The sequence below is a fragment of the Acinetobacter sp. YH12140 genome, from assembly GCF_013418475.1.
Lineage (GTDB): Bacteria > Pseudomonadota > Gammaproteobacteria > Pseudomonadales > Moraxellaceae > Acinetobacter > Acinetobacter amyesii.
In genome coordinates this window covers 100,321-124,197 of the sequence record NZ_VPBZ01000003.1, presented here as the reverse complement: position 1 = coordinate 124,197, position 23,877 = coordinate 100,321, and the positions used below count along the sequence as shown (strand labels likewise).

Below are 23,877 nucleotides of genomic sequence, written 5' to 3'. Positions count from 1 at the left end.
TTTAAAGGGGAAATGGAAAACTTTTATTTAAAATATGAAATTTTGATGGATAAATAAACAGATTATCGGCTTGTAAACTGTATAAACTCATTTAACTTGCTGTTTTATAACAAGCTAAACTTAATGTAAGTAAATATAACGTATTTTAAAAATTAGGTTTTTAACTGCTGGCTTAAAATCTATCCTATGCCTATAGAGAAGCTGTGCGCAAAATAAACGATTGCTTGGCTTAGAATGCACAGCTGTTTGGGTATGCAGTTGTGGATTGCAAATAACAGCTTGTTCAAAGCCTAATTCGCTGGATAGGTGAGCTAGCAATGCTATTTCTCATCAAGATTTATCGAAAAGCTTTTATACTATGATCTATTGGTATAAGTAGATTGAACGCATGCAGAACATTGAGCACGCTGTAAAAGCAAAAATTGAACAGATGCAACAAGTGGGACAGACGCCTGTTGCGGTGATGCTTGGACATGAAGATTGGTTGGTCTTTTCGGAGCAATCTAAAGTGGCATATACACCATTTGGTAGTGCAAGACGTTATCAGCCTGCATTAGGTGGTTTATTGATGGTACGTATCGATGAAATGCAAGCCGTACGAGTTGTGACTCAAGCTGAATTGGATGAATTTGCTGCCACCAATCAAATTTTATAAATATAAAATGATGAATCGGCCCGAAATATTCATCACAAATAAAACAGTTTATTTGTGATGAAATCTAAAATGCTTATAACTCGCAATCCAATTAAAAATTGTCTTTGAGTTCTCTTAAGCGCTGAAACGCTTCAACACTTTCTGCGCGTAAAAATGGATTAGTTTCTAATTCTAGTTCAATACTGCTCGGTAAAGTACATTGTCCAAGCATTCGTAGTGATGCAACCTCATCAAACCGCTGTTGTATGGCAAGATTGTCAGGTTCAACATGCCGCGCAAACTGCGCATTCGATAGGGTGTATTCGTGAGTACAATACACTTGAGTTTCAGCAGGGAATGCGGCTATACGGTTCAATGAATCGTACATTTGTTGAAAGGTGCCTTCAAATACACGTCCACAGCCCATAGCAAATAATACATCGCCACAGAAAAGTGTATGAATGTCATCGATAAAATATACGATATGACCGAGGGTGTGGCCGGGCGTTGCTGTTATTTCGACTTCAAGACCATGAAATTCAAAACGGTCATTATGATCGAGAGGATAATTCACCCATGGAATACGGCTTAATTCTGCACGGGGGCCGTAAACAGCAATGTTTTTATCTTGAATAAGTTCCGGTACGCCACCGACGTGATCTTTATGCCAATGCGTTAACCAAATTTGTGTGAGATTGAGTTGATGTTCCTGACAATAGCGCTCGACTAAGGCAGCTTCAGTAGGATCTACCGCAATGACATCATGGCTTTCGGTGTGTTCAAGCAGCCAAATATAATTTTGCAGTGAATTTTTGACATCCAATGTATGTATTTTAAACGCCATATCCATTCATTCAATATTTTAAATTAAGTTAAAGTTAGCATGAAAATGCTCAAAACGGATGATTATCCATTTTTAGCCCTAGATAAACGACAGATCTCACAGCGCTATTTTACTCTGGTGTCTCGTCTACAGATACAGGATTACCAATGGTATAAAAGTGCCCGCCAGCAACATGATGTAGGCTTTTCCATTCATCTGCTACTTCATGATAATACCAATGTCCGTTACGGAAGACGCGGTCGTCTGCATAGGCAGCAATGACTTCGCCAATAAACAGATCGTGCGCTTGTTGATTGTGAGGTTCGGGAATAAGTTTGCACAGTAGCCAAGCAGCACAACCTTCAACCACAGGAATATCTGAGGCATTAAATTGAAATAATTCCACGCCACATTGGCGTAATTTTTCTGGCGCATCACGTTGGCTCATCATGCCAAGTGCATAGACCAGTTTGAGTTGTTTCAGTGTCGGTACTTGTAAGGCGAAATAGCCTGAATTTTCAATAATCTCACGTGTTTTAGTTGATTTATCCAGTACTACTGTCACTTTTGCAGGGTTGAACTCTAAGGCGCATGCCCATGCAGCAGTCATCACACCAGTATGGGTTTGATCCTGAGCAGAGACGAGCACAGTCGGCCCATGATTTAAAAGTCGGTATGATTTTTCTAAAGGAACGGGGTGAATATGCGTTTTCAAAATTGTGCCTATATTTAAGTTCATCTAAAACTTAGATGTTTTATTAAAAAGTGTTGCTACATAGCATATAACGCATGAAATATTTTCAAAAGCCTTTAATATAAATCACTAAATCAGGAGTTCAATCAATGAAAATGTATCAAGTGGACGCATTTACCCAAGTGTTATTTAAAGGCAACCCAGCGGCGGTTTTGGTGTTGGATGAATGGTTAGATGAACACTTGATGCAACAGATTGCTTTGGAAAATAATCTATCTGAAACTGCATTTGTGAAAAAAATCGACAGCAGCAATTATGAAATTCGTTGGTTTACACCGACCACTGAAGTGGACTTCTGTGGACATGCGACATTGGCCAGTAGTTATGTGCTTTTTGAGTTTTATACGGCTGAAAAAAATATCCAATTTCATGTCAAAAATCTCGGTATTTTTAGCGTAAATAAAGCTGAAGATGGAAAAATTCTGATGAATTTCCCTGTGCGTCGGGCACAGGTCGTGAGCGAATATCCTGAAGAGCTACGTCTAGGGTTGAGTCAACCTTTCAAGCAGGTTTATTTGAATGAGCAGGCGTATATCGTGGAATACGAAACGGCTCAACAAGTTTTGGACGAACAACCGAATTTTGAAATTTTAAAACGTCTTGGCAAAATCCGCACCGCCATCACAGCGCCGGGTACGATCACTGATGTTGCAATCACTGCGGCAGCCCAGCAATATGACTGTATTTCACGCTATTTTGCACCGGGTAATGGCATCAATGAAGATCCTGTTACGGGTTCTATTCATACCGGAATCGTGCCAATTTGGGCAGAACGTCTACAAAGAGGTCAGATCTTAGCGTATCAAGCATCAAGCCGTGGTGGTGAGTTACATTGTCAAATGCTCGAAAATGACCGTATAGAAATCTCAGGCTATGCGTGTTTATATATGCAGTCGGACATTTATATCTGAACATAAATCAAATACATGCTGTCTCATTCTGCAGCATGTATATAATAAAAAGTAACTATTAATCCAGAAAAGCTCAGCATAAAATCAAAACCAATCTGATCGACAGCACTGCGCTGATCGATGCTAAATATAAAGGACACTTGAATTACATGCGTATTAAACATTTAACGCTTTCACTTTTTTTTGCAGGTTTAAGTACCAGCCTATTTGCTCAACCTATATTGGTTAAAACTGAACAAGCCATTGAAGAATATAAATTAGATAACGGTTTTCGTGTGGTTTTGGCGCAAAACGATAAAGAAAGCAAAGTGTTTATGAATACGGTGTATTTCACGGGTTCTTTAAATGACCCTGCGGGCAAAGGTGGTTTGGCACATTTGCTCGAACATTTGGCCTTTAAAGGCACTGAAAATGTCAAAGGTGATGAATTTCAGCGTCGCTTAGACCAATTCACGCTGATGACCAATGCCAGTACGGATTATTATTCAACGAAATACACCAATGTGATTCGTCCTGAACAAAGTTCGATTGACCAAGTTTTGCATTTGGAAGCAGAACGGATGGACAAATTGGTACTTCAGGAAAAATTTGTACCGACAGAAATTGATATCGTTAAGCGTGAACGTGAAATTCGTTTAGATCAGCCATTTTCAGTGTTAATCGACCAAGTTTTAAAAGAAGCCTATGGCAATCAATCTTTAGGCCGCTTACCGATAGGTGATTTGAAAGAACTTCAATCGATCAATATGAACGAATTAAACCAGTTCTATCGCCGTTGGTATGCGCCAAATAATGCAGTGATGGTGATTTCTGGTAAGTTTGATAAAGCGGCTGTATTAAAACAAATTGATCAACAATTTAGCCCAATTGCCGCACGTCAAATTCCTGAACAGGCCAAAGTCCCTAAATTAGATGGAACGAAATTAAAGCAACGCGAATTTACTGTTCATAAGGGTAGTGACTTTGGTAAATTTAATATTTATTTAAATGGTGCAGTCGAACCGATTAAAACTGCTTTGGCGGTATCTCCAACTTTGTATACCTTACAGCCAAGTGGGCATTTGTATCAAAGCATGGTGGAAACAGGGACAGCAACCGCAGTTCAATCGACCACATGGTTAGATAAAGATTTTAATTTGGTGTTTATGGGGGCGATATATGGCCCAAGTCATGATGCAAACAAAGTGGCAACCAGTCTTGCACAAGGTGTGGAGCAGAACAAAGCCTTTAACGATGTTGAACTGAACCGTGTTAAAAGCTTGACTCGAAATATGGCTGACAATGTTAAGAATAGCGCTACGGCTCTTGGCGAACGTCTCAGTTCTTATACTGTGGCTTATAACGGGGACTGGTCTCAATATTTCAGAGACTTAGATAAAGTACAAAAGCTGAGTGTAAGCGACGTGAATCAAGTGTATAAGGATTTTCTAAAGCCTGAATACCGTGTCACAGGAAATATTCTACCGACACCTGCAGACCAGAAGAAAGCACAGCAACAGGCTGCGTCGAAACCTGCTGAAACTTTAGATCAGCAAGCGCCTGCAGAAGAGCCGTTGAAAGATGCGAGTGTTTATCGTGCTGAAGTGAAGCAATATGTTGCAGAGTCTAAGCAATATTTAAATCAGAAAGAAAAGCAGATTCAGCGCGCTAAATTTAAAAACGGCATTCAGTATGCATTGTTTCCAACTAAAACCCGTGATGACAAAACCTATGCCACGATTGCATTGGATTTTGGTACAGCACAAAGTTTAATGAATAAAGGTGAGTTGCTAGATTTGACAGCTTACCTCATGTTCCGTGCATCTAAAGATCAAAGTTTGCAGCAAATTGCCGATAAAATTATTGATGTTGGTGGCGGTGCAACGGTCAGTGCAAATGATAATGGCCTGATGATTCAAGTGGTTGCTCGTAAAGAAAAATTTGCTGAATTTTTGCAATATGTCATTGATGTTATTAAAGCACCAGCATTTGAACAGTCACAATTTGATTTAATCAAAGCGCAAAGTTTGTCGAGTTTGGATCGACCTTATACAGAGCCTGATACCGTTGCAGCAATGACTCTGTCGCGTATTGTCGAGATCTATGAGCCGGGGGATATTCGTTATCACTTCGAACCTGAACTTGCGAAAAAACAAATTGAGTCGGCTACACGTGATCAAGTGCAGCAGTTACATCAAAAATTCTTTAAAACACAGCACGCACAAATTGCGGTAACAGGTGATTTTGATACCAAGCAAATAGAAAAAATTCTGAAAAAAGAATTTGCAGATTGGAAAACCAGCGAGCCATATCAACGCTTAGAGTCTACATTTACAGCGTATCCTGCACAGAAAGTGCATGCATTGTCTGAACAGCGTGAGTTTGGTAGTTACCAAGCCATTATGACTCTACCTGTAGGTGTAGAGCATACCGATTCTCCTGCGCTACAAGTATTACGCCACATACTCGGTGATTCACAGTTGTCTTCACGTCTAGCTCAAGAGTTACGTGAAAAGAATGCACTGGTTTATGGTTTTAGTGCAGACATTAATTTTGATGAATGGGTGAATTCGGGTGTGCTGAGTATTGATGCAAACTACACTGCGGGTAAATCAGCACAAGTTTCTCAGTCTGTTCATACAGTTTTGCAAAACTTATTGAAAAATGGCGTGACGGAACAGGAAGTAGAAGCAGCCAAAGCCAGTATTTTGAAAAAGCGTTTAACTGCACTTGAAGATGACCGTCGCATTCATAGTATGTTGATTCCACAGTTAGAAAAAGGTCGTGATTTAAACTATCGTGAAAAGCGTGATCAACGCATTGCTAGTTTGACCAAAGCGGATGTTAATGCAGTCATCAAAAAATATATTCAACCTGAGCGTTTGGTTGAGGTGATGGCTGACCAATATGGTCAAGCTGTAAAATCTACTCAAAAATAAACTTAAAAAAAGTCCTCCATCTGGAGGATTTTTTTTGAGCTACATTGTATGACTTGATTGCAAGATTATCTTAACGAACTTATAGGCGGTAGAACTGACGGGCATTTTGTTGGAAGACTAAAGTCAATGCATCAGGATCATAACTCGCGACCGCATCTGAAAATGCGTCAATAATATTCACCAAGGATGCACTCACACTATCCATCGGGAAGTTAGAGCCAAACATCACACGGTATTTCCCAAAGCATTGTAGAGCATGAGAAATAAGCGGAAAGGCGCAATCGAAAATCTCTTGTTTAGATGCAAGGCGTTGTTCTTTATGAAATTGATGACCCAGCACCGGCATGAATAATCCAGACATTTTGGTATAAACATTTGGGCAACTTGCCAGTTCAGCTAAATCATCTTTCCAACGAAACAAGATATTGTCACGTGAAGTTTGGGTTAAGCCTGTATGTGAGCCGACAGGTCCAAAGGCACCGACAGGTGTCCCAAAATGGTCCAGCACGATAGATGTTTCAGGGAAAGCACGTGCTAAAGCGGTTAAATCACGAATTTGGTCTGAATAAACCCATGCATCAAAACTTAAATTCATTTGAGCAAGGGCTTCAAAACCTTTCATAAATTTTTTATTGGTATAGAGATGGGGTTCATTGGTCCATCCATGAACTTTTGGGTCTTCATGTACAGCTGCCATTTTTCGTATGCCACGAAAATGTGGGGAGGCTTGTTTATGCATTTTAAGAATTTTCTTAAAACTACTGTCACATGGGTCTGCAGTGCCGACTATGGCGCCAAGTTTAATTTTTTGAGCGTTAAAGTCTAAAGATTCAATAAACTTGGTTTCACCAACCACTCCTTTGCCTTTATGGTCATGCCAGCTCGCTTCTACATGTACGATTTGATCAACCAAATAATGTCCTGCATCTTGCTTATAATTTTTAGGCAAATACGGTGTCGTCACATGTTTGGTTAAGCCAACCGTGTCAATTAATTCTTGCGGCTTAACCAAGCGCATCATTTTGTCGAGCAAGTAGGGATGTTTACCCAATAATTTCACGGCAAGTGAAGCGGCATGTGGGGTATTGTATGGATCCCATTGATGTATATGTGAATCCACGATGGCAAAATCGAGCGTCTGCATTGCTATCCTTGTCCTTAAAACCATGTCCATTTCTTGCGTATTTCATTGTATTTTCGAATACGCGAGGCACTGAAAATAGCATGAATGATGAAAATACAACGTTATGACTCAATATTAAATCAAAGCTTTGTGAAAGAGAAGTTGTATAAAAAAAGCCCCGAAGGGCTTTTGATTAATGCTGATGATCGTGGTCGTGATCATGCTTATTTGCATGGAATTCTTCGTTATGACGGAAGCGAAGATAGTTTTCAAACTGTTCGCAATATTCATCATAATTATCTTCAAGCATCATTTGAAATTGTTGAAGAATATAAGACATCACTTGATCTTTGGCATCACGCATTTCTTTGCCATCTTTGAAGCCATTTGCAGCAACCCAAGTATTAAAACGAGCGGTACCAAATAACATGGCAGCGCTCACTTGACCGCGCATTTCTGCAGGTTTGACTTGAGAACCCTTTTCAACACGACAAAATTCATTGGCTTGTTTAATAAATTCATCCGCACGTTCAAAGAAAGCTGCATTCAACGCTTCTTCTTCGGTTACATCAGTAGCTTCAATCTTTTGAACCATGAATGTGTCCTAGCATAAAAATCTAATCCAGTATTATAGGCAAAGCCTTGCAGAAACTAAACCTTTGACTTAATCTAAAAATAGCCTAAGTAGAATGGAATGCTCCATGCAAGATGCAATCGCAGTGCAAAGTCTGAAAAGTGATATTGCATTACTTCGACAAAATGTTTGGCCGCCCTCAACCTTAGCCAATGTAGAAGGGCTGCCCATTTATTATGGTACACAATCTGAAGTAGCCGAATATTATGCGCAGTGGACTGGCTTAATTGAACGTGCTCAGGACTTATTTCAGCCCTTTATGGAAGATGAAGTCCTCGATGCAGTCCATTTGCCGAGTCATTTGAATCTGCCGCTTTTTTATTTTCACGTGGATCGTATTAGAATCAACAAAACACGTGCGAAAGAATCTAAAACCTTTCGTGGTATTGCCAGCTTAGTTGAAAAATGTGGGCAATTTGAAGCAGATCAAATTCAAGCGATGCGGCTATGGCTAGACAGCGATGATACGGCAGCTTTGGTCGCACACCGTGAATTTATTGACCTCAGAACCTATGTATTTCAACATGGACAAAGTGAATACACCCGTACCCGTTTTTATGTGAATGGCATTGTACTCAGTGTCGAAAACGACTTTAAATTGGTGGATGCCCGTGATAAACCACGTAAAGCTCGTAGTGATAGCTATAGTGACCCATTAGCAGATAACAATACGTGGAAAATCTTTGGGAAATATCGTTAATCAAATGTATTGACGATATCACTTAGAGCGTGGACTTAGTTCGCTGTACAAGGAAGCTTCGGGTTATTTAATCCACGCCCTAAAGTGAATATAGCCACTATGGCAAATGCGACAAAGATCATCACCGAATACAATAAGGTATTGGCATTAAAATGATCGACAATATAGCCGCCAAACAGTGAGCCACACGCAATCATGAGTTGGAAAATACCAATAAATAGTGGCATGCCTTTTTCAACAGCTTCAGGGGCATGTACAAACATCCAGATATTGGCCGTTGTAGGAAATGCCCCAAAGGCGAAACCCCATAATTCGGTTAAAAGATATGCACCGAATAAATGAACTGCAAAGTGTGGAAAGCTAAAAAATACCACGATAAAACTGAAGGCAACAAAAGCAAGGGTATAGCGGACATTGATGTTACTGCTATAACCCGCAAATAAATTACCAAAGAAACCGGCTATACCGTAGATCAATAATAATGAACTGATGGTGGTCGCATCAAAGCCTGCATGATTCTTAAAAAATGGGGCGAGATAGCTATAAGAAGAAAAATGAGCAAAACCAATTAATAAAATAATAATCAGGCCTTTACGTGCTTTATCATGTTGAATCAGTGCAGGTAAATCACTAAATCGAATAGCCGATGTCGGTGGAAGTTTTGGGAGAAATTTGATTTCTAAAACTAAAATGATGATGCCAATCGCTGCAATGATTTGAAACGCACTACGCCAACCTAACCAGTCACTCAGCCATGTACCTAATGGAACACCTAAAACCGTCGCTAAGGTAACTCCTGCCATGACGATCGCAGTGGCTTTGGCAATGGCGAGATGACTGGGTGCGACACGTCCACTCAAGGCTATGGCTGTTGCCCAAAATCCACCGATAGCAATACCCAATAGAAAACGGCTAAACAACAACAGCGCAAAGCTTTCTGCGAAGCCAGTTATAAAATTAGAAATGACCATAATCACGGTTAAGGCAATCAGTAAGATACGACGGTCAAGTTGCTTCACAGCAACAGAAAACAGGGGCGCTGCGATCGCACCCATAATGCCAGGGAGGGTAATCACCCAACCTGCGGTACCTACACTAATATTTAAATCTTGAGCAATGGCATTTAACACGCCAATGGGTAAAAACTCACTGGTGACAAGGGCGAAAGCTGTAATGGCAACCGTGAGGATTGCAAACCAATTCCCTTGATTGGGAGAATATTCATCAGGCTGCTGCGTCAACTGTTTATCTGGTTTTAAAGCTGTAGCATGCGGATTCATAGCGTTACACCTTAATTATTTAATTTAATAGTGACTGTTATAAAAATAAATTATTTGATTAAATTGTGAGCGTCAATTATTTTATTAGTGAACGTTATAAAATATAAATGTTAGCTTATGATGAATGATTCAAAGCAAGAAAATCAGCACGCTAATCCAGCCGATTCGGTCAAGAAGCGTGGACGACCTAAATGTTTTAATGAACAGCAAGCCTTGGAAAAGGCGATGATGTTGTTTTGGCAATTTGGCTATGAAGGAACGTCCATCAGTGATTTAACTCAAGCTTTGAATATCACCGCACCTAGCCTATATGGCACATTTGGCGACAAAACGGCGCTTTTTGAAAAATGTATTGAATACTATAGTGAACACGAAGTTCAGCCTGCAGAAAAAATTCTACAAGCAGGTCAAACGGCTAAAATTGCGATGGAATTGTACCTATATGACAGTATTCAGCATTTGGTACAAGCCAATAAACCTAAAGGTTGTATGGTGGTGGTGGCAACAATGAATTGTTCACAGCAAAACCAAACCGTACAAGAACAGCTCAAACAACGTCGTGCCTATACCAAAAAAAAAATTATGGATCGGCTCGCTATAGGCGTGCAAAATTCGGAAATTGAAAGTTTGGCTCATGCAGAGCAACTGACTGATTTTTATATGACCTTATTACAAGGAATGACCATACAAGCGCGTGATGGCATGGGCTTGATACAATTACAGCGCATGGTGAGTAGTGCAATGAGATCATGGGAGTTATTAGCACAAGGTCCTATCAGTATTGATCAAAAATTAAGCTCCTAATAGCAGCATAGTCTTAACGCAATTTTTTAGTTTTTTTTGAATGACTGATATGCAAATACTATGCTGAAGTTTATTTGCAGGGGTGAATTTTGATGTCGCCTAATTCCATTACACTGATATAACCATCAACCGCAATTAAATTATCGCTTTGACTCGATAGAGTTAGACATTCTCCGGACTTGACGCTAGATAGTAACTGACCTTGTTGCGGATTCAAGTTCATACTGTAAATACTCAGTGTGCCAGCATCGGTTTTGATTTGGTAAGACTCATCACCATAGTCCTCATTATTATTGCGCAGGACTTTAAAGGTTCGTCGTGTCTGATCAAAGTTTTGAGTTGGAGAAAGCGGCTTTTCTACTTGTAAGGATGCCGTGCGCCTTAATTCGGTGCTTTGCACAGGCTTATGTTGTTCACTACAAGCACTTAGTAATGGGAAAAGGATAAATATAAGTGAAAATGAAAATAGGGGATGAATTACAGGTATGTGACTATTCAACATAAAACCACCCTGAATCTAATTTTTCAGATAGCTTATTTTAAAAGTTTTTATCCAGAAAACAAAAATAATAGCTTCTCAAAATATTTCAATGTAACTGAGTCAAACTAAGGAATTGATGAATTGAAAATAGCCGAATTCGAATCTGAATGTCCAATAAATGAATATCTATATAATAATGTGGGACGCAAATAAAAAGGGGGACTCATTCAATCTCCCTTAGGTTTTATTTAATGAGTTTTCGGCTGACAAGGAATTGTTCTGTCGCTTCTAAAAGTTTATCTGCATAAACCTCTTGCTTTGCAGTCAACCAACCGAGAACAAACCAATCGCTAGCTTCCAGCTCTGTTTGCTGAATATACTGTGCAGAAGAGGAAAGGACTTGGTATTCCTGTGCCGCAACTTGTGCATCATTGAGTGCTTTACTGTATTTCTGCAAATTTTTTACATCGTAAATCGACGTCAAAATTGGGAAGCTAAATTTAAGCTCTTGTATGCGTTGAGAAAGCACGTCTAAGCTTTCAAAATTGTTAATGTCGGCATCATTTAAAGCCTCTTGGAGGGCTTTATATTGGTTTTGCAGGGTTGTTTGAGCATACCATTTAAAATCATGTTGCTGCGGCGCATCATCGAATTTCAAACTAAACATTAAAAGCTCAAGATAATGATGCACATTTTGAGTCGATTTAACTAAATTGCCTAACTTCTCTTTGGCATACAAAATATCTTTGGTTAAATTTTCTGAAGTCGTTGGGTTTTGTAAAAATCCACCCAAGGTATTTTGCATGTGTTCAAAATGGTGTAATTGTTCAAATTGCTGCTTAAATGCACCCAATTGCACAGCCCATTTTTCAACGATATCACTGTTCCAATCTTTAAATAGCGAAATGGTTAATTGTAAATGATGGAGTGCTTTCTGAGCTTGTATAATGTGCTCAGCCTGAGCCACACCTGCAGAAATTGCGGCAATATTAGGCAGAAGATGCTGCATTTCCTGTGCAATTAAAAGTCGTAAGTTTTTTGCGGCAGTATCTTTTTTACTGAGTTGAAATTCTTTAGCCTCAACTGCTGGACTCACAGTTTGATTAAACGCCAGCAAATTCCCGATTTCCGCTTTACTGCGAACATCTAACCATAAATGATACTTTTTAACCCATTCAAAACTAAAGGCAAGGAGTGATTGAATAGAGCCAGTTTTAAGCTCAAATTCAACTTCATGAACTTCTGTTTCTGTGCTGTTGCTGCGGATACAGCCGACATCTAAGCAAACTTCGATCTTGGCATCTTCAAACTCTATGACGCGATAAGTTCTGAGAATATCTGTTTCAAACTGAAGTTGTAACGAATCCTGCTGATCGCCTAAAGTGGTTTTTAAAACTGACTGAACTTCAGCTTCATTGCTATAAACAGCTAAATCTAGGGCAGGAGCTTGTTCTTGCTCGCCCAAATCAAGATTATGTTCAAACCGTTCAATGTGGCTTTTACCTGCAGCTTTCAAAGTTTGAATCCAACGCGTTCCCTCTAGACGTTGACGCAAGGCTGCATGCTGCTGTGCCATTTTTCGATCTGGGGTATCAAAATATTTAGCTTTAAGTTGAATTTGTTCCGATTTTTTTGGATCGAGTGCCTTTAATAATGCAGTTCGACGTGCTTCTGGAATCTGGAACTTTAATTCAACTTCAACCATGGTTTTCTGTCCTGATGTTACAACTTCATGATCTGGCATAAAGCGATCTTTAAATTTTTATAAAAATGAAAAACTAAAATGTGCGTAAATTTTCTATCAGCTAAACGCGTATCGATTGTAGCGAAAAACAGTTGAGAAGTAAGACTTGACGGATTTGAAAACTCTGCTTTTGGACTAAGAAAAGTTTTAAAAGATGGATATTCCATCAATTGTATAATTCACTATTGCTTGAGTTACATTGGGACAAAATAAAATTTTACGCCTTTAAAGTGGGCGAGTTTTGAGCTATGTTGATTAAAAATAAGTTCAGGATGAGCACAAAATGAATTCACAAGTACAACCCGAGTTTAATCGAGATTTAAAGCCCGAATTTCAGTTACCTATTCGTGACTACTCGCAATTTTATCGATTTTATTTGACTGAACATCGAAATATCATGAGCCGACGTTTACATGCCACAGGCAGCAGTATAGGACTCTATTTCTTTGCAAAAGCAATTTTAAAAAGACAACCGAAGTATTTTGCTTATGGCCTGGTTTCAGGCTATGCCTGTGCATGGGTCGGACATTTTTTCTTTGAAAAAAATAAGCCAGCTAGTTTTAAGCAACCTTTGTACAGTTTTATTTCCGATTGGCGCATGCTGTCTGATATTGTGAAGGGGAACTTAAGCTTACAAGACCGCAATTTAGATAAGATTGATAGTTAATTGTTTATTAATCAAACGCTTAATTTTTATGGATATGGGTGTGATTATTTTGAGTAAATGACTTGCAAAATTAGAGTGATTAGTCTAATAATGATCATATTGTTTATTTACTTCTGATATAAAACATGAATAGTTGATAAACCCCAGTTTTCCGAGCCTAGAGTGACCTTCTCTAGGCTTTTTTTATGGCTTTAGAAAAGTCTATTATTTGAAAAATATTACAATAAAAACTTTTATAAAATAGGCTAGACTTTTTGATGCTCTGAACGCTCCCCAAAACGTTTCTTACCAAGCACCAAAAAGTCTAATAGGTTACACATTTTTATTTTTATAAAAGTGTTGTGTTTTTATGCGCTGAGTTTTGAGTTCTTCTGGTGCACTATTAAATAATTTGTATCAGTTTTGTTCTATACCTGAAAATAGGTATTTTTTGCCATTTTCTACAGAAAATTTAATTAAACATTTATATAAGTAGTCCTGTGAAAAGGAATATAACTTTCTCAGCAGCAAAGCATTAAAATTTTATGCCCCAAGCAACATTTCACAGACCTAATCGTTATAATATTCAAAAGTTTTAAGTTGTGATTGAACTATGCGTGGTTTATACCTCATTACCAATGATGATCCTATCGAATTGCTTTTAGCCAAGCTTGAAGGCGCGATGGCAACTTATGAAGTTGCTGTTTTGCAATATCGTCGTAAAAAAGTGGCAAAGGAAGATCAGGCTTATGAAATTGAGTACATGAAAAATATGTGTAATCAGTACAAAGTGCCTTTTGTCATTAATGACGATCTAGAAGCTGCAGTTCAATATGGTGTGGGTGTACATTTAGGGCAAGATGACGGTTCAATTGCTCAAGCTGTAACACGCTTACCTAAAAATGTTTTGATCGGTCGAAGCTGTAATAACTCTTTAGAACTGGCTGAGCAGGCGATTGCAGACGGTGCAAACTATGTGGCTTTTGGCGCCATTTTTGCGACTGAAACTAAGCCTGAAGCAGGCAATATTGGCTTAGAAACGCTAAAACAAGCAAAAGCAAAACTAAATGTACCTATTTGTGCAATTGGTGGTTTAACTGTAGAAAATTCAGCAGAAGTCATTGAAGCAGGTGCTGATCTTTGTGCTGTGATTAGTGATGTATTAGGTCGTTCAATGTCTGCTGTTAGCAGTCGTGTTTATGAATGGTCTGAGCTTTTTGCTGAACAAGCTTAATTTTATTTTTTAGATTGAATAAGTAGAGAATTTTTATGAGCTTATCTGCTAAGCAAGAACAATTATTTAAACAAGCCAGCAAGCATATTCCTGGCGGTGTAAACTCTCCTGTACGCGCATTTAATGGTGTAGGCGGTACACCGGTATTTATCGAAAAAGCGCAAGGTGCATATCTCTATGACGTAGACGGAAAACGCTATGTCGACTATGTCGGCTCTTGGGGCCCAATGATTTTAGGTCATGCGCAGCCCGACATTATCAAAGCAGTTCAAGACGCGGCTGTTGATGGTTTGAGTTTTGGTGCGCCAACTGTACATGAAACTACTTTGGCGGATATTATTTGCGAAATTATGCCGTCTATTGAATTGGTTCGTATGACCAACTCAGGGACTGAAGCAACGATGACCGCCATCCGTCTTGCTCGTGGCTACACCGGCCGTGACAAGATTGTAAAATTCGAAGGCTGCTACCATGGCCATTCAGATTCGCTTTTAGTGAAAGCAGGTTCTGGCCTACTTACTAAAGGTGAGGGTGAAGCGACTTCTGCAGGTGTTCCGGCTGATTTCGCCAAACACACTTTAACACTGCTGTATAACGATATTGCGATGCTAAAAGAATGCTTTGCAAAATTCGGTTCAGAAATTGCAGGTGTAATTGTCGAGCCAGTTGCAGGCAACATGAATTTGGTGAAACCAATTGACGGTTTCTTACAAGCCATTCGCGATGTATGTGATGAACATGGTTCTGTCTTCATCATTGACGAAGTAATGACAGGTTTCCGTGTCGGTCTTGGCGGTGCGCAAGCGCATTATGGCGTAACGCCTGACTTGACTACTTTAGGTAAGATCATTGGTGCTGGCCTGCCTGTGGGTGCATTTGGCGGCAAGCGTGAAGTGATGGAATGCATTGCACCTCTTGGCAAAGTTTATCAAGCAGGTACATTGTCTGGTAACCCATTGGCTATGCGTGCCGGTATTGAGATGTTTAAACATCTGCGTAAGCCGGGCTTCTATGAAACTTTGACTGAAAAATTGGCAGGTTTGCTTGCTGGTTTACAGGCAGCTGCAGACGAAGCGGGCATTCCGTTCTTTACGCAGCAAGTGGGCGGCATGTTCGGTATTTATTTCACTGATCAAACTGAAATTACTGGTTTTGATTCAATTTTGAAATGTGATGTAGATGCTTTCCGTACTTTCTTCCACGGCATGTTACAGCGCGGTGTAAACTTAGCGCCTTCAGCATTTGAAGCAGGTTTCTTCTCAAGCGCGCATAGCGATGAAGATATTGCATTTACCATTGAAATGGCGAAAGAAGTTTTTGCCGAAATGAAGTAATTTTCATTTAAATCGGTAAATTCTGCTTTAGAATAAAGCCCGCAGCCTGCTGTGGGCTTTTTTGTTGTTTTAAGTTCGGCTTTTTAAGAAAAGGATTTTTAAATGAAAACCAAGCATTATTTAACTTTGGCAGATGCAGAATTTTTACTAAACACAGCACATGCTTATGCAGTAGAAAATGGCTTTAATGTCAGCATTGCGGTAATGGATGAAACAGGCAATTTATTGGCAATGAAGCGTATGGATGGTGCATCGCCAATGACAGCAAATCTATGCTTAGAAAAAGCCAAATGTTCTGCGATTAGTCGCCGTCCTTCAAAATTATTTGAAGACATTATTAAAGGCGGCCAGATGGGGTTTTTGACTATGGATACCTTTTCGGGAATGTTGGAAGGTGGTGAGCCGATTTTGTACGAAGGGCAGTTGGTGGGTGCGATGGGCGTGTCTGGAGTAAAGTCTTTTCAGGATGCAGAAATTGCACAGCAGGCGATTGAGAAGTTTTTGGAACAGTAAGACTAAGCATGATCTTGAGTGAAATAGATAATTCAGCCCAATCGATATGTTGGGCTTTTTTTTATTTTGATTTAAATGTCTAGGAACTTCGCCCATAGCATTAAATCGAAATTTTCTAAGATTGAGCCGAAGCATTCAGCATGAAATTGATAAATGCTTTGAGTTTAGAAGACTGATAGTTAGACTTTGGATAGAGTAAATAAAAAGGCCGAGTTGTTTGGCTATAAGATTTGAGAACTTCCACCAACGCGCCGCTTTGTAATTCTTGCTCCACTGAAAAGCGGTAGACCTGCATCAGTCCTGCACCAGATTTAGCTAAGATTAAGGTCGAGAGATAATCATCTTTACAGGTAATTTTTCCTTGGACATCAACCATAATTTTTTTGCCTGCATCCATGAGTGACCACGGTCCAGACTTACCTGAACTCGGCAATTCAAACAAAATACATTCGTGATGCTGTAAGTCTTCGATGTTTATAGGTGCAGGGTGCCTTTTCAAATATTCAGGTGTAGCAACAATGCATAATGCAGCATCTTCAAGTTTTCGTGCAATTAAGCCAGAGTCGGTTAACTCATTACCGCGAATCGCAATATCATAATCATCAGTTACTAAATTTACATTATGGTTGCTGACATGAATCTCGAGCTGGATGTGTGGAAACAGCTCGGCAAATTTAGCCATTTTAGGCAGCAGTCGATAATGTGCATAAGCTGTAGGTACGCTAATTTTTAGTAAGCCGATGGGGTGTTCCTGTTCACCGCTGATTTGCATTTCACCTTCGAGTAGGCTATTCAGGGCTTGTTTGCAAAAATAATAATAATGCTGCCCAGCATCGGTAATTTTAAGTTGGCGTGTAGTGCGGACAAATAGCTTTACCCCAAATTTTGCTTCTATGCGTGATATCGCTCTACTGACTGCGGCAGGAGAAATGCCTGCTGCAATTGCTGCAGCAGAGAAACTTTTCTTTTCCACGGTTAAACAGAATAATTCAAGACTGCCGATTTGCAGATCATCATAGTGACGCAACATAATATTTCTGCTTATTAATTACATGATGTAATAAGTAAATTAAATTTGAAGATCTTTTTCAAGAATTTATTTTCGATAAAGTGGGTTTAACAGCTGATTCAGCACTGGCTGAGAGCAATTATTTATACAACTCCACAACGAATATAGGAGATACACATGGCGATTCTCAACTACGAAACAGGCCCGATTCAGGCAGAAGCAGCGTTTACTTCAGACTTCCCGGTTGCAAGTGAAATCAAGATGCATGATTTAGTGAATATGCAGGAAATTGAACGTCGCAGCATGGATGTGCGTCCGGGCATGCGCCACAAATATATGCCACTTGGTTTTGACCGTTTTAGTGGTGCGCTTTGGACTGGTGGACGCTACTTATTTGATACTTGGGAAAATGTAAAAGATTATGAGCGTTTCACCAGCGAAGAATTGGAGTTTGAGCCGAATGTAAAGTTTTGGAGCCGCCCATTTTTCTTGAATGTACAGCGATATATTTGGCGTGTTGCTGGTGCGCATGATTTTAAATCCTTAGCAACATCGCATCATGTTGTTCGTTTTGAGCGGTTTTCGACACAGCATGATCAGTTAGATCAGCTGCTAAAAGAGGTTTGGCCGACTTTGCGAGAGCAAGCGAAGGCGCAAGGTTTGTCCAGTGCTTGGCTGATGTTTAATCAAGATGAAAAGCAAGTCAGTATTGTGACCGTGGCTGCCAAAGTGGATACAGGTAATGCGGCTGAGGATAGCATCAAGGCTTTGGCTAAACTTGAAAGCATGAGCTCTTTGAGTGAATTATTACCTTCTGAGTTAGAGTTAACGCCACTATTTGACCGAACCAATCCAATACTTGCACAGTGGCTGCCTCTATCTCGTGTTGCAGGCGGTGAACCTTCGGCACATCCGATGTCACCACCATTGGCGGCACCTACCGTCGAACCACAAAAATAAATACGATAAGCTGACAGGGGGCGTGCTCTTGTCAGCATTCATATTGTAGTAAAACAGTCTAGAAAATGTGGTCGTTTGAAGTATCAGGGCTTATTGGAGTGCTAGCAGTGTGTTTTATAATGATCAGTTCTAGTTTGATATACTATGTAATATACAGATTTAGGAAATATATTAAAAAAATGTAATTCTTAATGCGATGTATACTAGGGAGGAGCAGCTATACATATATTTTACAATGATGAGTATTGATGTATCTCGAATATTGTTTGTGAATGAAAAGAATATTAAAGAAATTATCGTAAAATAAAAAAATGATATTTGAAAATTTTTTATGTTCTTTTAAAAAGAATGGACGTTATACAAATTAAAATAAAAGGACAGCTATGGACTCAAAGGAATTAGTATATTTACTCAAAATAGGAATAATCAACGAAAACCTTGAAATCTATAAAGGATTGTTTTCAGATACCTTGCCATCAGAAATAAAAGATCCTTATTTTATTGATGCAATAAGTTTTTTTAATAATTTGCCAGACGAACATAAGAGAATTTTTTTTTCAATCTTACGACAAGTAATGATTGATTCAATTAGTAATGTATTGGGTGTTATTGATGGCAGCTCAAGTTTAGAAGAGCACGATGGTGATTTTTCTTTGCTGTATGAGGGTAAGTCACTTGAATATTTACAAGATTATTTTTTATCCCAATTTGAATAAAACCAAAACTTAGGTTTATCTAATAAACTTAATAGAATTAAAAAAATATATAAGTTTAAAGTTGACCAAAAAGTAAATCATCAGTAGCCGAAAGTCACCTTCAGATATGATTCTGCGTTAGCATAACAGTTGTTCTAACATCAGTTTTGTGCCGAGCCCGTATGCTGTATTCCATGCCCAAAAAAATCCAATTTGCACCATCTCAAGCGAAATGGCAGTTGTCATCAACACAGTCGGTATTGGTATTAGTAGGACTGCAAAACTTACGCATGCAGCAGGGCATACAAGATACGCAGCTGATGGAAAATATTATCCAGCTGACCAATAAAGCCAAAGCTTTAGAGATTCCCATTGTCGATTTATATGGGGATGATTTAATTCAAGGCATGCCGCAGCTTGGTGAATATGCAACGACACATCCGCAGCTGATTTTTGCGGGGCAAATTACGCCGATGCTGAAACAGATTTTGTCGCATCTATATAGCGTAACAGAGCAAATCTGTATCGTTGATGATGCGATTGCGATGAATAATCAGGAACAGCATATTCAGTGGGTGGGCTCCATATCAGGCCAAGGTATTCATCACATGAGTAGTTATAATTTGATGCGGCTTTGGAATCTGTCAGCACCAACGGAATTCGTTTTGTCAACCAAAGGTATTTTATTGGCTATTGCAGAGCAGCTAGATATGGATGCATTGGAAATAGATCCCTTAATCGATTTACGTAGTTATGGACTCGATTCCGTTGCCATGGTCAGCTTAATTGGGTTGTGGCGTGCCAATGGTGCAAACATCCGTTATGAAGACTTTTTAGATGATGCAAGTCTAGAAGCATTGCTAGAAAAATTGCTCAGTACAGACTAAACAAAGCCAATTGGAATTATTTTTGTTCTAAATCGGAAAATACGTCGGGAAATATGCCTTTGTGCATTGTAATTGTTGGCTAAGCTTTTTATTATTGCCGCCTTGTTTTTCGAGATCAGAACTGGATTGAACTTTGAGTAATTTTCTAACCGAACACCTGATACATCGTGACACTGACTTTATGGTGATCCATAAACCAGCAGGTTTACTCACAGTTCCGGGAAAAACAGTAGATTTACAAGACTGTGTTATCAATCGATTATTACAAATTGAGCCGAATACTTTGCTCATCCATCGTTTGGATCGTGATACCTCAGGTATTTTGGTTTTTGCATTAACCCGTCAAGGGCAAAATCGAATTTCACGCCAGTTCCAAGAACGTCAAACTTCAAAAACATATCAGGCATTGGTTGCGGGTACGCTCGAAGGTGAAGGTACTGTTGATGTACCCGTCGTGTATGACCCAGAACATCCGCCACTGCATATTGCCGATCCTGCACATAATAAGCCTGCACTTACGCATTGGAAAGCCACTGAACATTTTGAGATTCAGGGTCAAGCCGTAACACGTGTAGTGTTAACTCCTATTACCGGTCGATCACATCAGCTTCGTGTTCATATGCAATATTTAGGTCATCCTATTGTAGGTGATACTTTGTATGCAACAATTGAACAACAACAGCTGATGCCGCGCTTATGTTTACATGCTGAGCGTTTGAGTTTTAACCATCCTGAAACAGAGCAAACAGTGGAATTTCACTGTCCTGTACCATTTTAGGAAAATCATTTAAATCCCTAAGAATTCTGCTCACTATTTAGTGGGCTTTATGTCAAAATATATTGCTTTATGGTCTAGATTTTTGCTCAAATAACGTTCACAGTTTGAGCATAATATTTTCAGACCGAACTTGAGAAAAAGGTGGAAAAATTGCAGCAGTTTGCTATTGGTCAACGTTGGTTATCAGATACAGAAACGGAACTGGGTTTAGGTGTTCTTATTGATGTTGATGAGCGATCGGTCAGCATTTTATTCCCAAAAAGTGATGAAACTCGTGTCTATGCCCGTCACAATGCACCTTTATCTCGTATTGTTTTCAATGTAAATGACGAAGTCCAAGACCAAGAAGGTCAAATTTGGATTGTCGAATCTCTTGAAGACCGTGGTGGCGTGGTTCGTTATAACGCGGTACGTAAACTTCCCGATGGCACAGAAGAGCGTAAAGCACTGAATGAAACACGTATTGGTGCAAGTATTCAGTTAGCAAAACCATTAGATCGTTTACTTGCAAGCCAAGTGGACTATAAAGAATGGTATGACCTGCGTATCGAAGCACTGCTTCTTCAAGCCAATATGAAGTCTAGCCCTTTACGTGGCTTGGTGGGTTCACGTGTGGGTCTTATTCCACACCAACTGTATATTGCGCATGAAGTGGGTAAGCGTTTTGCTCCACGTGTATTACTTGCTGATGAAGTGGGTCTAGGTAAAACCATCGAAGCGGGTCTGATTATTCATCAGCAACTCAAAACGGGTCGTTCAGAACGTATCTTGGTCTTAGTACCTGATTCATTGCAATATCAATGGATGATTGAAATGCGTCGTCGTTTCAATCTTGAGTTCTCATTATTTGATCTGACACGTACAGCATCAATTAAAGAACACGATCCAGACCTCAACCCATTCTTAACAGAACAATGCATCATTGCGAGTGTCGATTTGATGATCGACCATGATGACTTGCGTGAACAAGCCCTTAAAGCTGGGTTTGATTTGCTCGTAGTCGATGAAGCTCATCATTTAATGTGGTCAGAAGAAGAAGGCGGCAATGACCGATATGACCTTGTTGAAGAACTTGCTGAAAAAACGCCGGGTGTCTTGTTACTAACCGCAACGCCTGAACAATTAGGTGTGGAAAGTCACTTTGCACGTTTGCGTCTGCTCGATCCACAACGTTTTAGTTCGCTTGATCGTTTCTTGGATGAAGAAGAGCAGTATCACCAAACAGCTAAAATTGCTGAAGTGCTGATGTCTGATCTGCCACTCGAAGAAGGGCATTTGGCAGCGATTGAAAGCCTATTAGGTCATCGAATTACTGACGAGCCAGAACAACGCTTCCGTGCCATTCACGAATTATTAGACCGTCATGGTACAGGCCGTATTTTATTCCGTAATACACGTGAAGCGATTCAAGGCTTCCCAGGTCGTGACTGTCAGCCTGCGCCATTACCTGCACCAGAAAACTGGTCTAAAGATGGCAAGCTACGTGAACAAATGTGGCCTGAAGAAGCGCAGCTTGATGGCTCGTGGATGGAAACCGACCCACGTGTGATGTGGTTGATGGAACGTCTGCGTACAGACTTGAAACACAAAAAAGTGTTATTGATTGCACGTAGTGGTCCAGTGGTTGAGTCTTTAGAAAATGTACTTCGTTTGCATGCGGGTATTCGCACTGCGATGTTCCATGAAGGCATGAGCTTATTAGAGCGTGACCAAGCAGCAGCTTACTTTGCTGAAGAGTCATACGGTGCGCAAATTTTACTATGTTCAGAAATTGGTTCTGAAGGTCGTAACTTCCAGTTTGCATCGGACTTAGTTTTATTTGACTTACCTGCCAACCCAGACGTACTTGAACAACGTATTGGTCGTTTAGACCGTATTGGTCAAGAAAATCGTATTCAAATTCATGTGCCTTATCTGGTTGGTACTGCTCAAGAGCGTATGTTCCGTTGGTATAACGAAGCATTAAATATTTTCTGTAATATCTCGCCGACAGCGCAAACCTTACAAGAAAACTTCATCGTCAATCTGAAAGATTGTTTATTGGCAGATAAAGGCCAAGAGTTTGAAGATTTGCTCGAAGCGGTGAGTGTACAGCGTGAAGCGCTGGAAGCTGAACTTCAAGAAGGCCGTGACCGTTTGCTTGAGTACAATTCTTGCCGTCCAATTGTGGCGCAAGAAATTGTGACTGCACTTGAAGACTACGACGATAATACTACGTTGCCAATGTTTATGAAGCGCTTCATGGCGTCGACAAACATTGATTTTGATGAGCAAAGTAACGGTACTGTGATCATCAAGCCAACGGATCAAATGCAAGTTCAAGGTCTGACTTTGGACGAAGAAGGCATGACGGCGACGTTCTATCGTGACCAAGCACAGATCCGTGAAGATGCTCAATATTTAACACTTGAGCATCCATTCACTGAAAGTGTGATGGAAATGATTAATACACAAAGTTTTGGTAGTACCAACGTTGCTGTATTGAAATCAGCAGCTTTACCACAAGGTTCTGTGTTAATGGAAGTGTGGTTTAAAGTCGATGTGGTTGCACCGAAAGCATTGAATTTACCATCAAGTTTGCCACAGCAGTTGGTTCGTGTATTACTGAGCGAAAAAGGTCAGGATTTATCGCAAAAAATTGCACCTGAAATTTTACGTCCTTATTTACATCATCTTGATGGTAATAGTTGCCGCCAAGTGGTTAAGGCACGTCGTGATGTCATTGAACAGCGTTATACACAAGCGCTTGAAATTGCGCGTGGTGCATTACCGGGCTTTAAACAACAAGCTAAAGAAATCTACGGTAGCAAATGGCAGTATGAAATTGACCGTTTGACTTATTTGAAGCAGTTCAACCCAAGTATTCGTGAAGACGAAATTGCACGTTTACAAAAACTGCAAAAAGAAGGTTTAACGCTGCTTGATGGTCTGGCGGTTACACCAGAAGCGATTCAAATTATGGTAGTGGTTAAGCCATAATTTTAAATTCTCAAAAAAGCACCTTCGGGTGCTTTT

22 protein-coding genes are annotated in these 23,877 nt (G+C 39.8%); 14 read left to right on the top strand and 8 right to left on the bottom strand.

Going from position 1 to position 23,877, the window contains the following annotated elements; all coding sequences use genetic code 11:
* Positions 1 to 388 precede the first annotated feature (388 nt).
* Positions 389 to 655, top strand: a complete 267-nt coding sequence (locus FTU75_RS04260; RefSeq protein ID WP_249748755.1) for a hypothetical protein — start codon at positions 389 to 391, stop codon at positions 653 to 655.
* A 91-nt stretch (positions 656 to 746) separates the two neighbouring features.
* On the opposite strand, the gene gloB is transcribed toward FTU75_RS04260, so the two are convergent.
* Together gloB and FTU75_RS04250 are read right to left on the bottom strand one after the other, a co-directional pair.
* On the bottom strand, positions 747 to 1,478 hold the full coding sequence (gene gloB, locus FTU75_RS04255; protein ID WP_180115224.1) for a hydroxyacylglutathione hydrolase: 732 nt from the start codon (positions 1,476 to 1,478) through the stop codon (positions 747 to 749).
* 109 nt (positions 1,479 to 1,587) lie between these two features.
* Positions 1,588 to 2,196, bottom strand: coding sequence for a flavin reductase family protein (locus FTU75_RS04250; protein WP_180115223.1), 609 nt, complete (start codon positions 2,194 to 2,196; stop codon positions 1,588 to 1,590).
* Between the two features lie 104 nt (positions 2,197 to 2,300).
* On the opposite strand from FTU75_RS04250, the gene FTU75_RS04245 reads away from it, so the two are divergent.
* Positions 2,301 to 3,122, top strand: coding sequence for a PhzF family phenazine biosynthesis protein (locus FTU75_RS04245; RefSeq protein WP_180063096.1), 822 nt, complete (start codon positions 2,301 to 2,303; stop codon positions 3,120 to 3,122).
* A 149-nt stretch (positions 3,123 to 3,271) separates the two neighbouring features.
* Positions 3,272 to 6,040, top strand: coding sequence for a pitrilysin family protein (locus FTU75_RS04240; protein WP_180115222.1), 2,769 nt, complete (start codon positions 3,272 to 3,274; stop codon positions 6,038 to 6,040).
* A 79-nt stretch (positions 6,041 to 6,119) separates the two neighbouring features.
* On the opposite strand, the gene FTU75_RS04235 is transcribed toward FTU75_RS04240, so the two are convergent.
* Both FTU75_RS04235 and FTU75_RS04230 read right to left on the bottom strand, forming a co-directional pair.
* A complete protein-coding gene (locus FTU75_RS04235) occupies positions 6,120 to 7,184 on the bottom strand; it encodes an amidohydrolase (protein ID WP_180115221.1) in 1,065 nt (354 codons plus the stop codon).
* A 172-nt stretch (positions 7,185 to 7,356) separates the two neighbouring features.
* Positions 7,357 to 7,758 carry a DUF3144 domain-containing protein gene (locus FTU75_RS04230; protein WP_078188837.1) on the bottom strand — a complete coding sequence of 134 codons (402 nt, stop codon included), beginning with the start codon at positions 7,756 to 7,758 and terminating at the stop codon, positions 7,357 to 7,359.
* A gap of 106 nt (positions 7,759 to 7,864) precedes the next feature.
* Here FTU75_RS04230 and FTU75_RS04225 point away from each other — a divergent pair, with 106 nt between their 5' ends.
* Complete coding sequence (locus tag FTU75_RS04225) at positions 7,865 to 8,497, top strand: hypothetical protein (protein WP_180023861.1); 633 nt, start codon at positions 7,865 to 7,867, stop codon at positions 8,495 to 8,497.
* Positions 8,498 to 8,532: 35 nt separating this feature from the next.
* Here the strand turns inward: FTU75_RS04225 and FTU75_RS04220 are convergent, their stop codons facing one another.
* Entirely contained in the window at positions 8,533 to 9,777 is a 1,245-nt protein-coding gene (locus FTU75_RS04220; protein WP_180115220.1) for an MFS transporter, read from the bottom strand.
* Between the two features lie 117 nt (positions 9,778 to 9,894).
* On the opposite strand from FTU75_RS04220, the gene FTU75_RS04215 reads away from it, so the two are divergent.
* A complete protein-coding gene (locus FTU75_RS04215; protein ID WP_257223709.1) occupies positions 9,895 to 10,581 on the top strand; it encodes a TetR/AcrR family transcriptional regulator in 687 nt (228 codons plus the stop codon).
* Between the two features lie 70 nt (positions 10,582 to 10,651).
* Here the strand turns inward: FTU75_RS04215 and FTU75_RS04210 are convergent, their stop codons facing one another.
* Together FTU75_RS04210 and FTU75_RS04205 are read right to left on the bottom strand one after the other, a co-directional pair.
* Positions 10,652 to 11,083 (bottom strand): hypothetical protein, encoded by a 432-nt coding sequence (locus FTU75_RS04210; RefSeq protein WP_078193600.1) that lies wholly within the window; start codon positions 11,081 to 11,083, stop codon positions 10,652 to 10,654.
* Between the two features lie 223 nt (positions 11,084 to 11,306).
* A complete protein-coding gene (locus tag FTU75_RS04205; RefSeq protein ID WP_180115442.1) occupies positions 11,307 to 12,767 on the bottom strand; it encodes an inorganic triphosphatase in 1,461 nt (486 codons plus the stop codon).
* A 322-nt stretch (positions 12,768 to 13,089) separates the two neighbouring features.
* Between FTU75_RS04205 and FTU75_RS04200 the strand changes: the two genes are divergently transcribed.
* The 4 genes from FTU75_RS04200 to FTU75_RS04185 all read left to right on the top strand — a co-directional run bounded on the left by FTU75_RS04200 (position 13,090) and on the right by FTU75_RS04185 (position 16,533).
* Complete coding sequence (locus tag FTU75_RS04200; RefSeq protein ID WP_180084259.1) at positions 13,090 to 13,473, top strand: DUF962 domain-containing protein; 384 nt, start codon at positions 13,090 to 13,092, stop codon at positions 13,471 to 13,473.
* A 592-nt stretch (positions 13,474 to 14,065) separates the two neighbouring features.
* Positions 14,066 to 14,686, top strand: a complete 621-nt coding sequence (gene thiE / locus FTU75_RS04195; protein WP_180115219.1) for a thiamine phosphate synthase — start codon at positions 14,066 to 14,068, stop codon at positions 14,684 to 14,686.
* A 35-nt stretch (positions 14,687 to 14,721) separates the two neighbouring features.
* Entirely contained in the window at positions 14,722 to 16,020 is a 1,299-nt protein-coding gene (hemL, locus tag FTU75_RS04190; protein ID WP_180115218.1) for a glutamate-1-semialdehyde 2,1-aminomutase, read from the top strand.
* Between the two features lie 102 nt (positions 16,021 to 16,122).
* Positions 16,123 to 16,533: a heme-binding protein gene (locus FTU75_RS04185; protein ID WP_180034741.1), complete on the top strand. Its 411-nt coding sequence runs from the start codon at positions 16,123 to 16,125 to the stop codon at positions 16,531 to 16,533.
* Positions 16,534 to 16,648: 115 nt separating this feature from the next.
* Here FTU75_RS04185 and FTU75_RS04180 read toward each other — a convergent pair whose 3' ends face one another.
* Complete coding sequence (locus FTU75_RS04180; RefSeq protein ID WP_180115217.1) at positions 16,649 to 17,563, bottom strand: LysR family transcriptional regulator; 915 nt, start codon at positions 17,561 to 17,563, stop codon at positions 16,649 to 16,651.
* A gap of 156 nt (positions 17,564 to 17,719) precedes the next feature.
* On the opposite strand from FTU75_RS04180, the gene FTU75_RS04175 reads away from it, so the two are divergent.
* The 5 genes from FTU75_RS04175 to rapA all read left to right on the top strand — a co-directional run bounded on the left by FTU75_RS04175 (position 17,720) and on the right by rapA (position 23,841).
* Positions 17,720 to 18,502 (top strand): hypothetical protein, encoded by a 783-nt coding sequence (locus FTU75_RS04175; RefSeq protein WP_180115216.1) that lies wholly within the window; start codon positions 17,720 to 17,722, stop codon positions 18,500 to 18,502.
* Between the two features lie 383 nt (positions 18,503 to 18,885).
* Entirely contained in the window at positions 18,886 to 19,218 is a 333-nt protein-coding gene (locus FTU75_RS04170; protein WP_180106587.1) for a hypothetical protein, read from the top strand.
* Positions 19,219 to 19,379: 161 nt separating this feature from the next.
* On the top strand, positions 19,380 to 20,084 hold the full coding sequence (locus FTU75_RS04165) for a phosphopantetheine-binding protein (protein ID WP_180106585.1): 705 nt from the start codon (positions 19,380 to 19,382) through the stop codon (positions 20,082 to 20,084).
* A 133-nt stretch (positions 20,085 to 20,217) separates the two neighbouring features.
* Positions 20,218 to 20,862: an RluA family pseudouridine synthase gene (locus FTU75_RS04160; protein ID WP_180115215.1), complete on the top strand. Its 645-nt coding sequence runs from the start codon at positions 20,218 to 20,220 to the stop codon at positions 20,860 to 20,862.
* Positions 20,863 to 21,003: 141 nt separating this feature from the next.
* Positions 21,004 to 23,841, top strand: coding sequence for an RNA polymerase-associated protein RapA (rapA, locus tag FTU75_RS04155; RefSeq protein ID WP_180115214.1), 2,838 nt, complete (start codon positions 21,004 to 21,006; stop codon positions 23,839 to 23,841).
* Positions 23,842 to 23,877 lie beyond the last annotated feature (36 nt).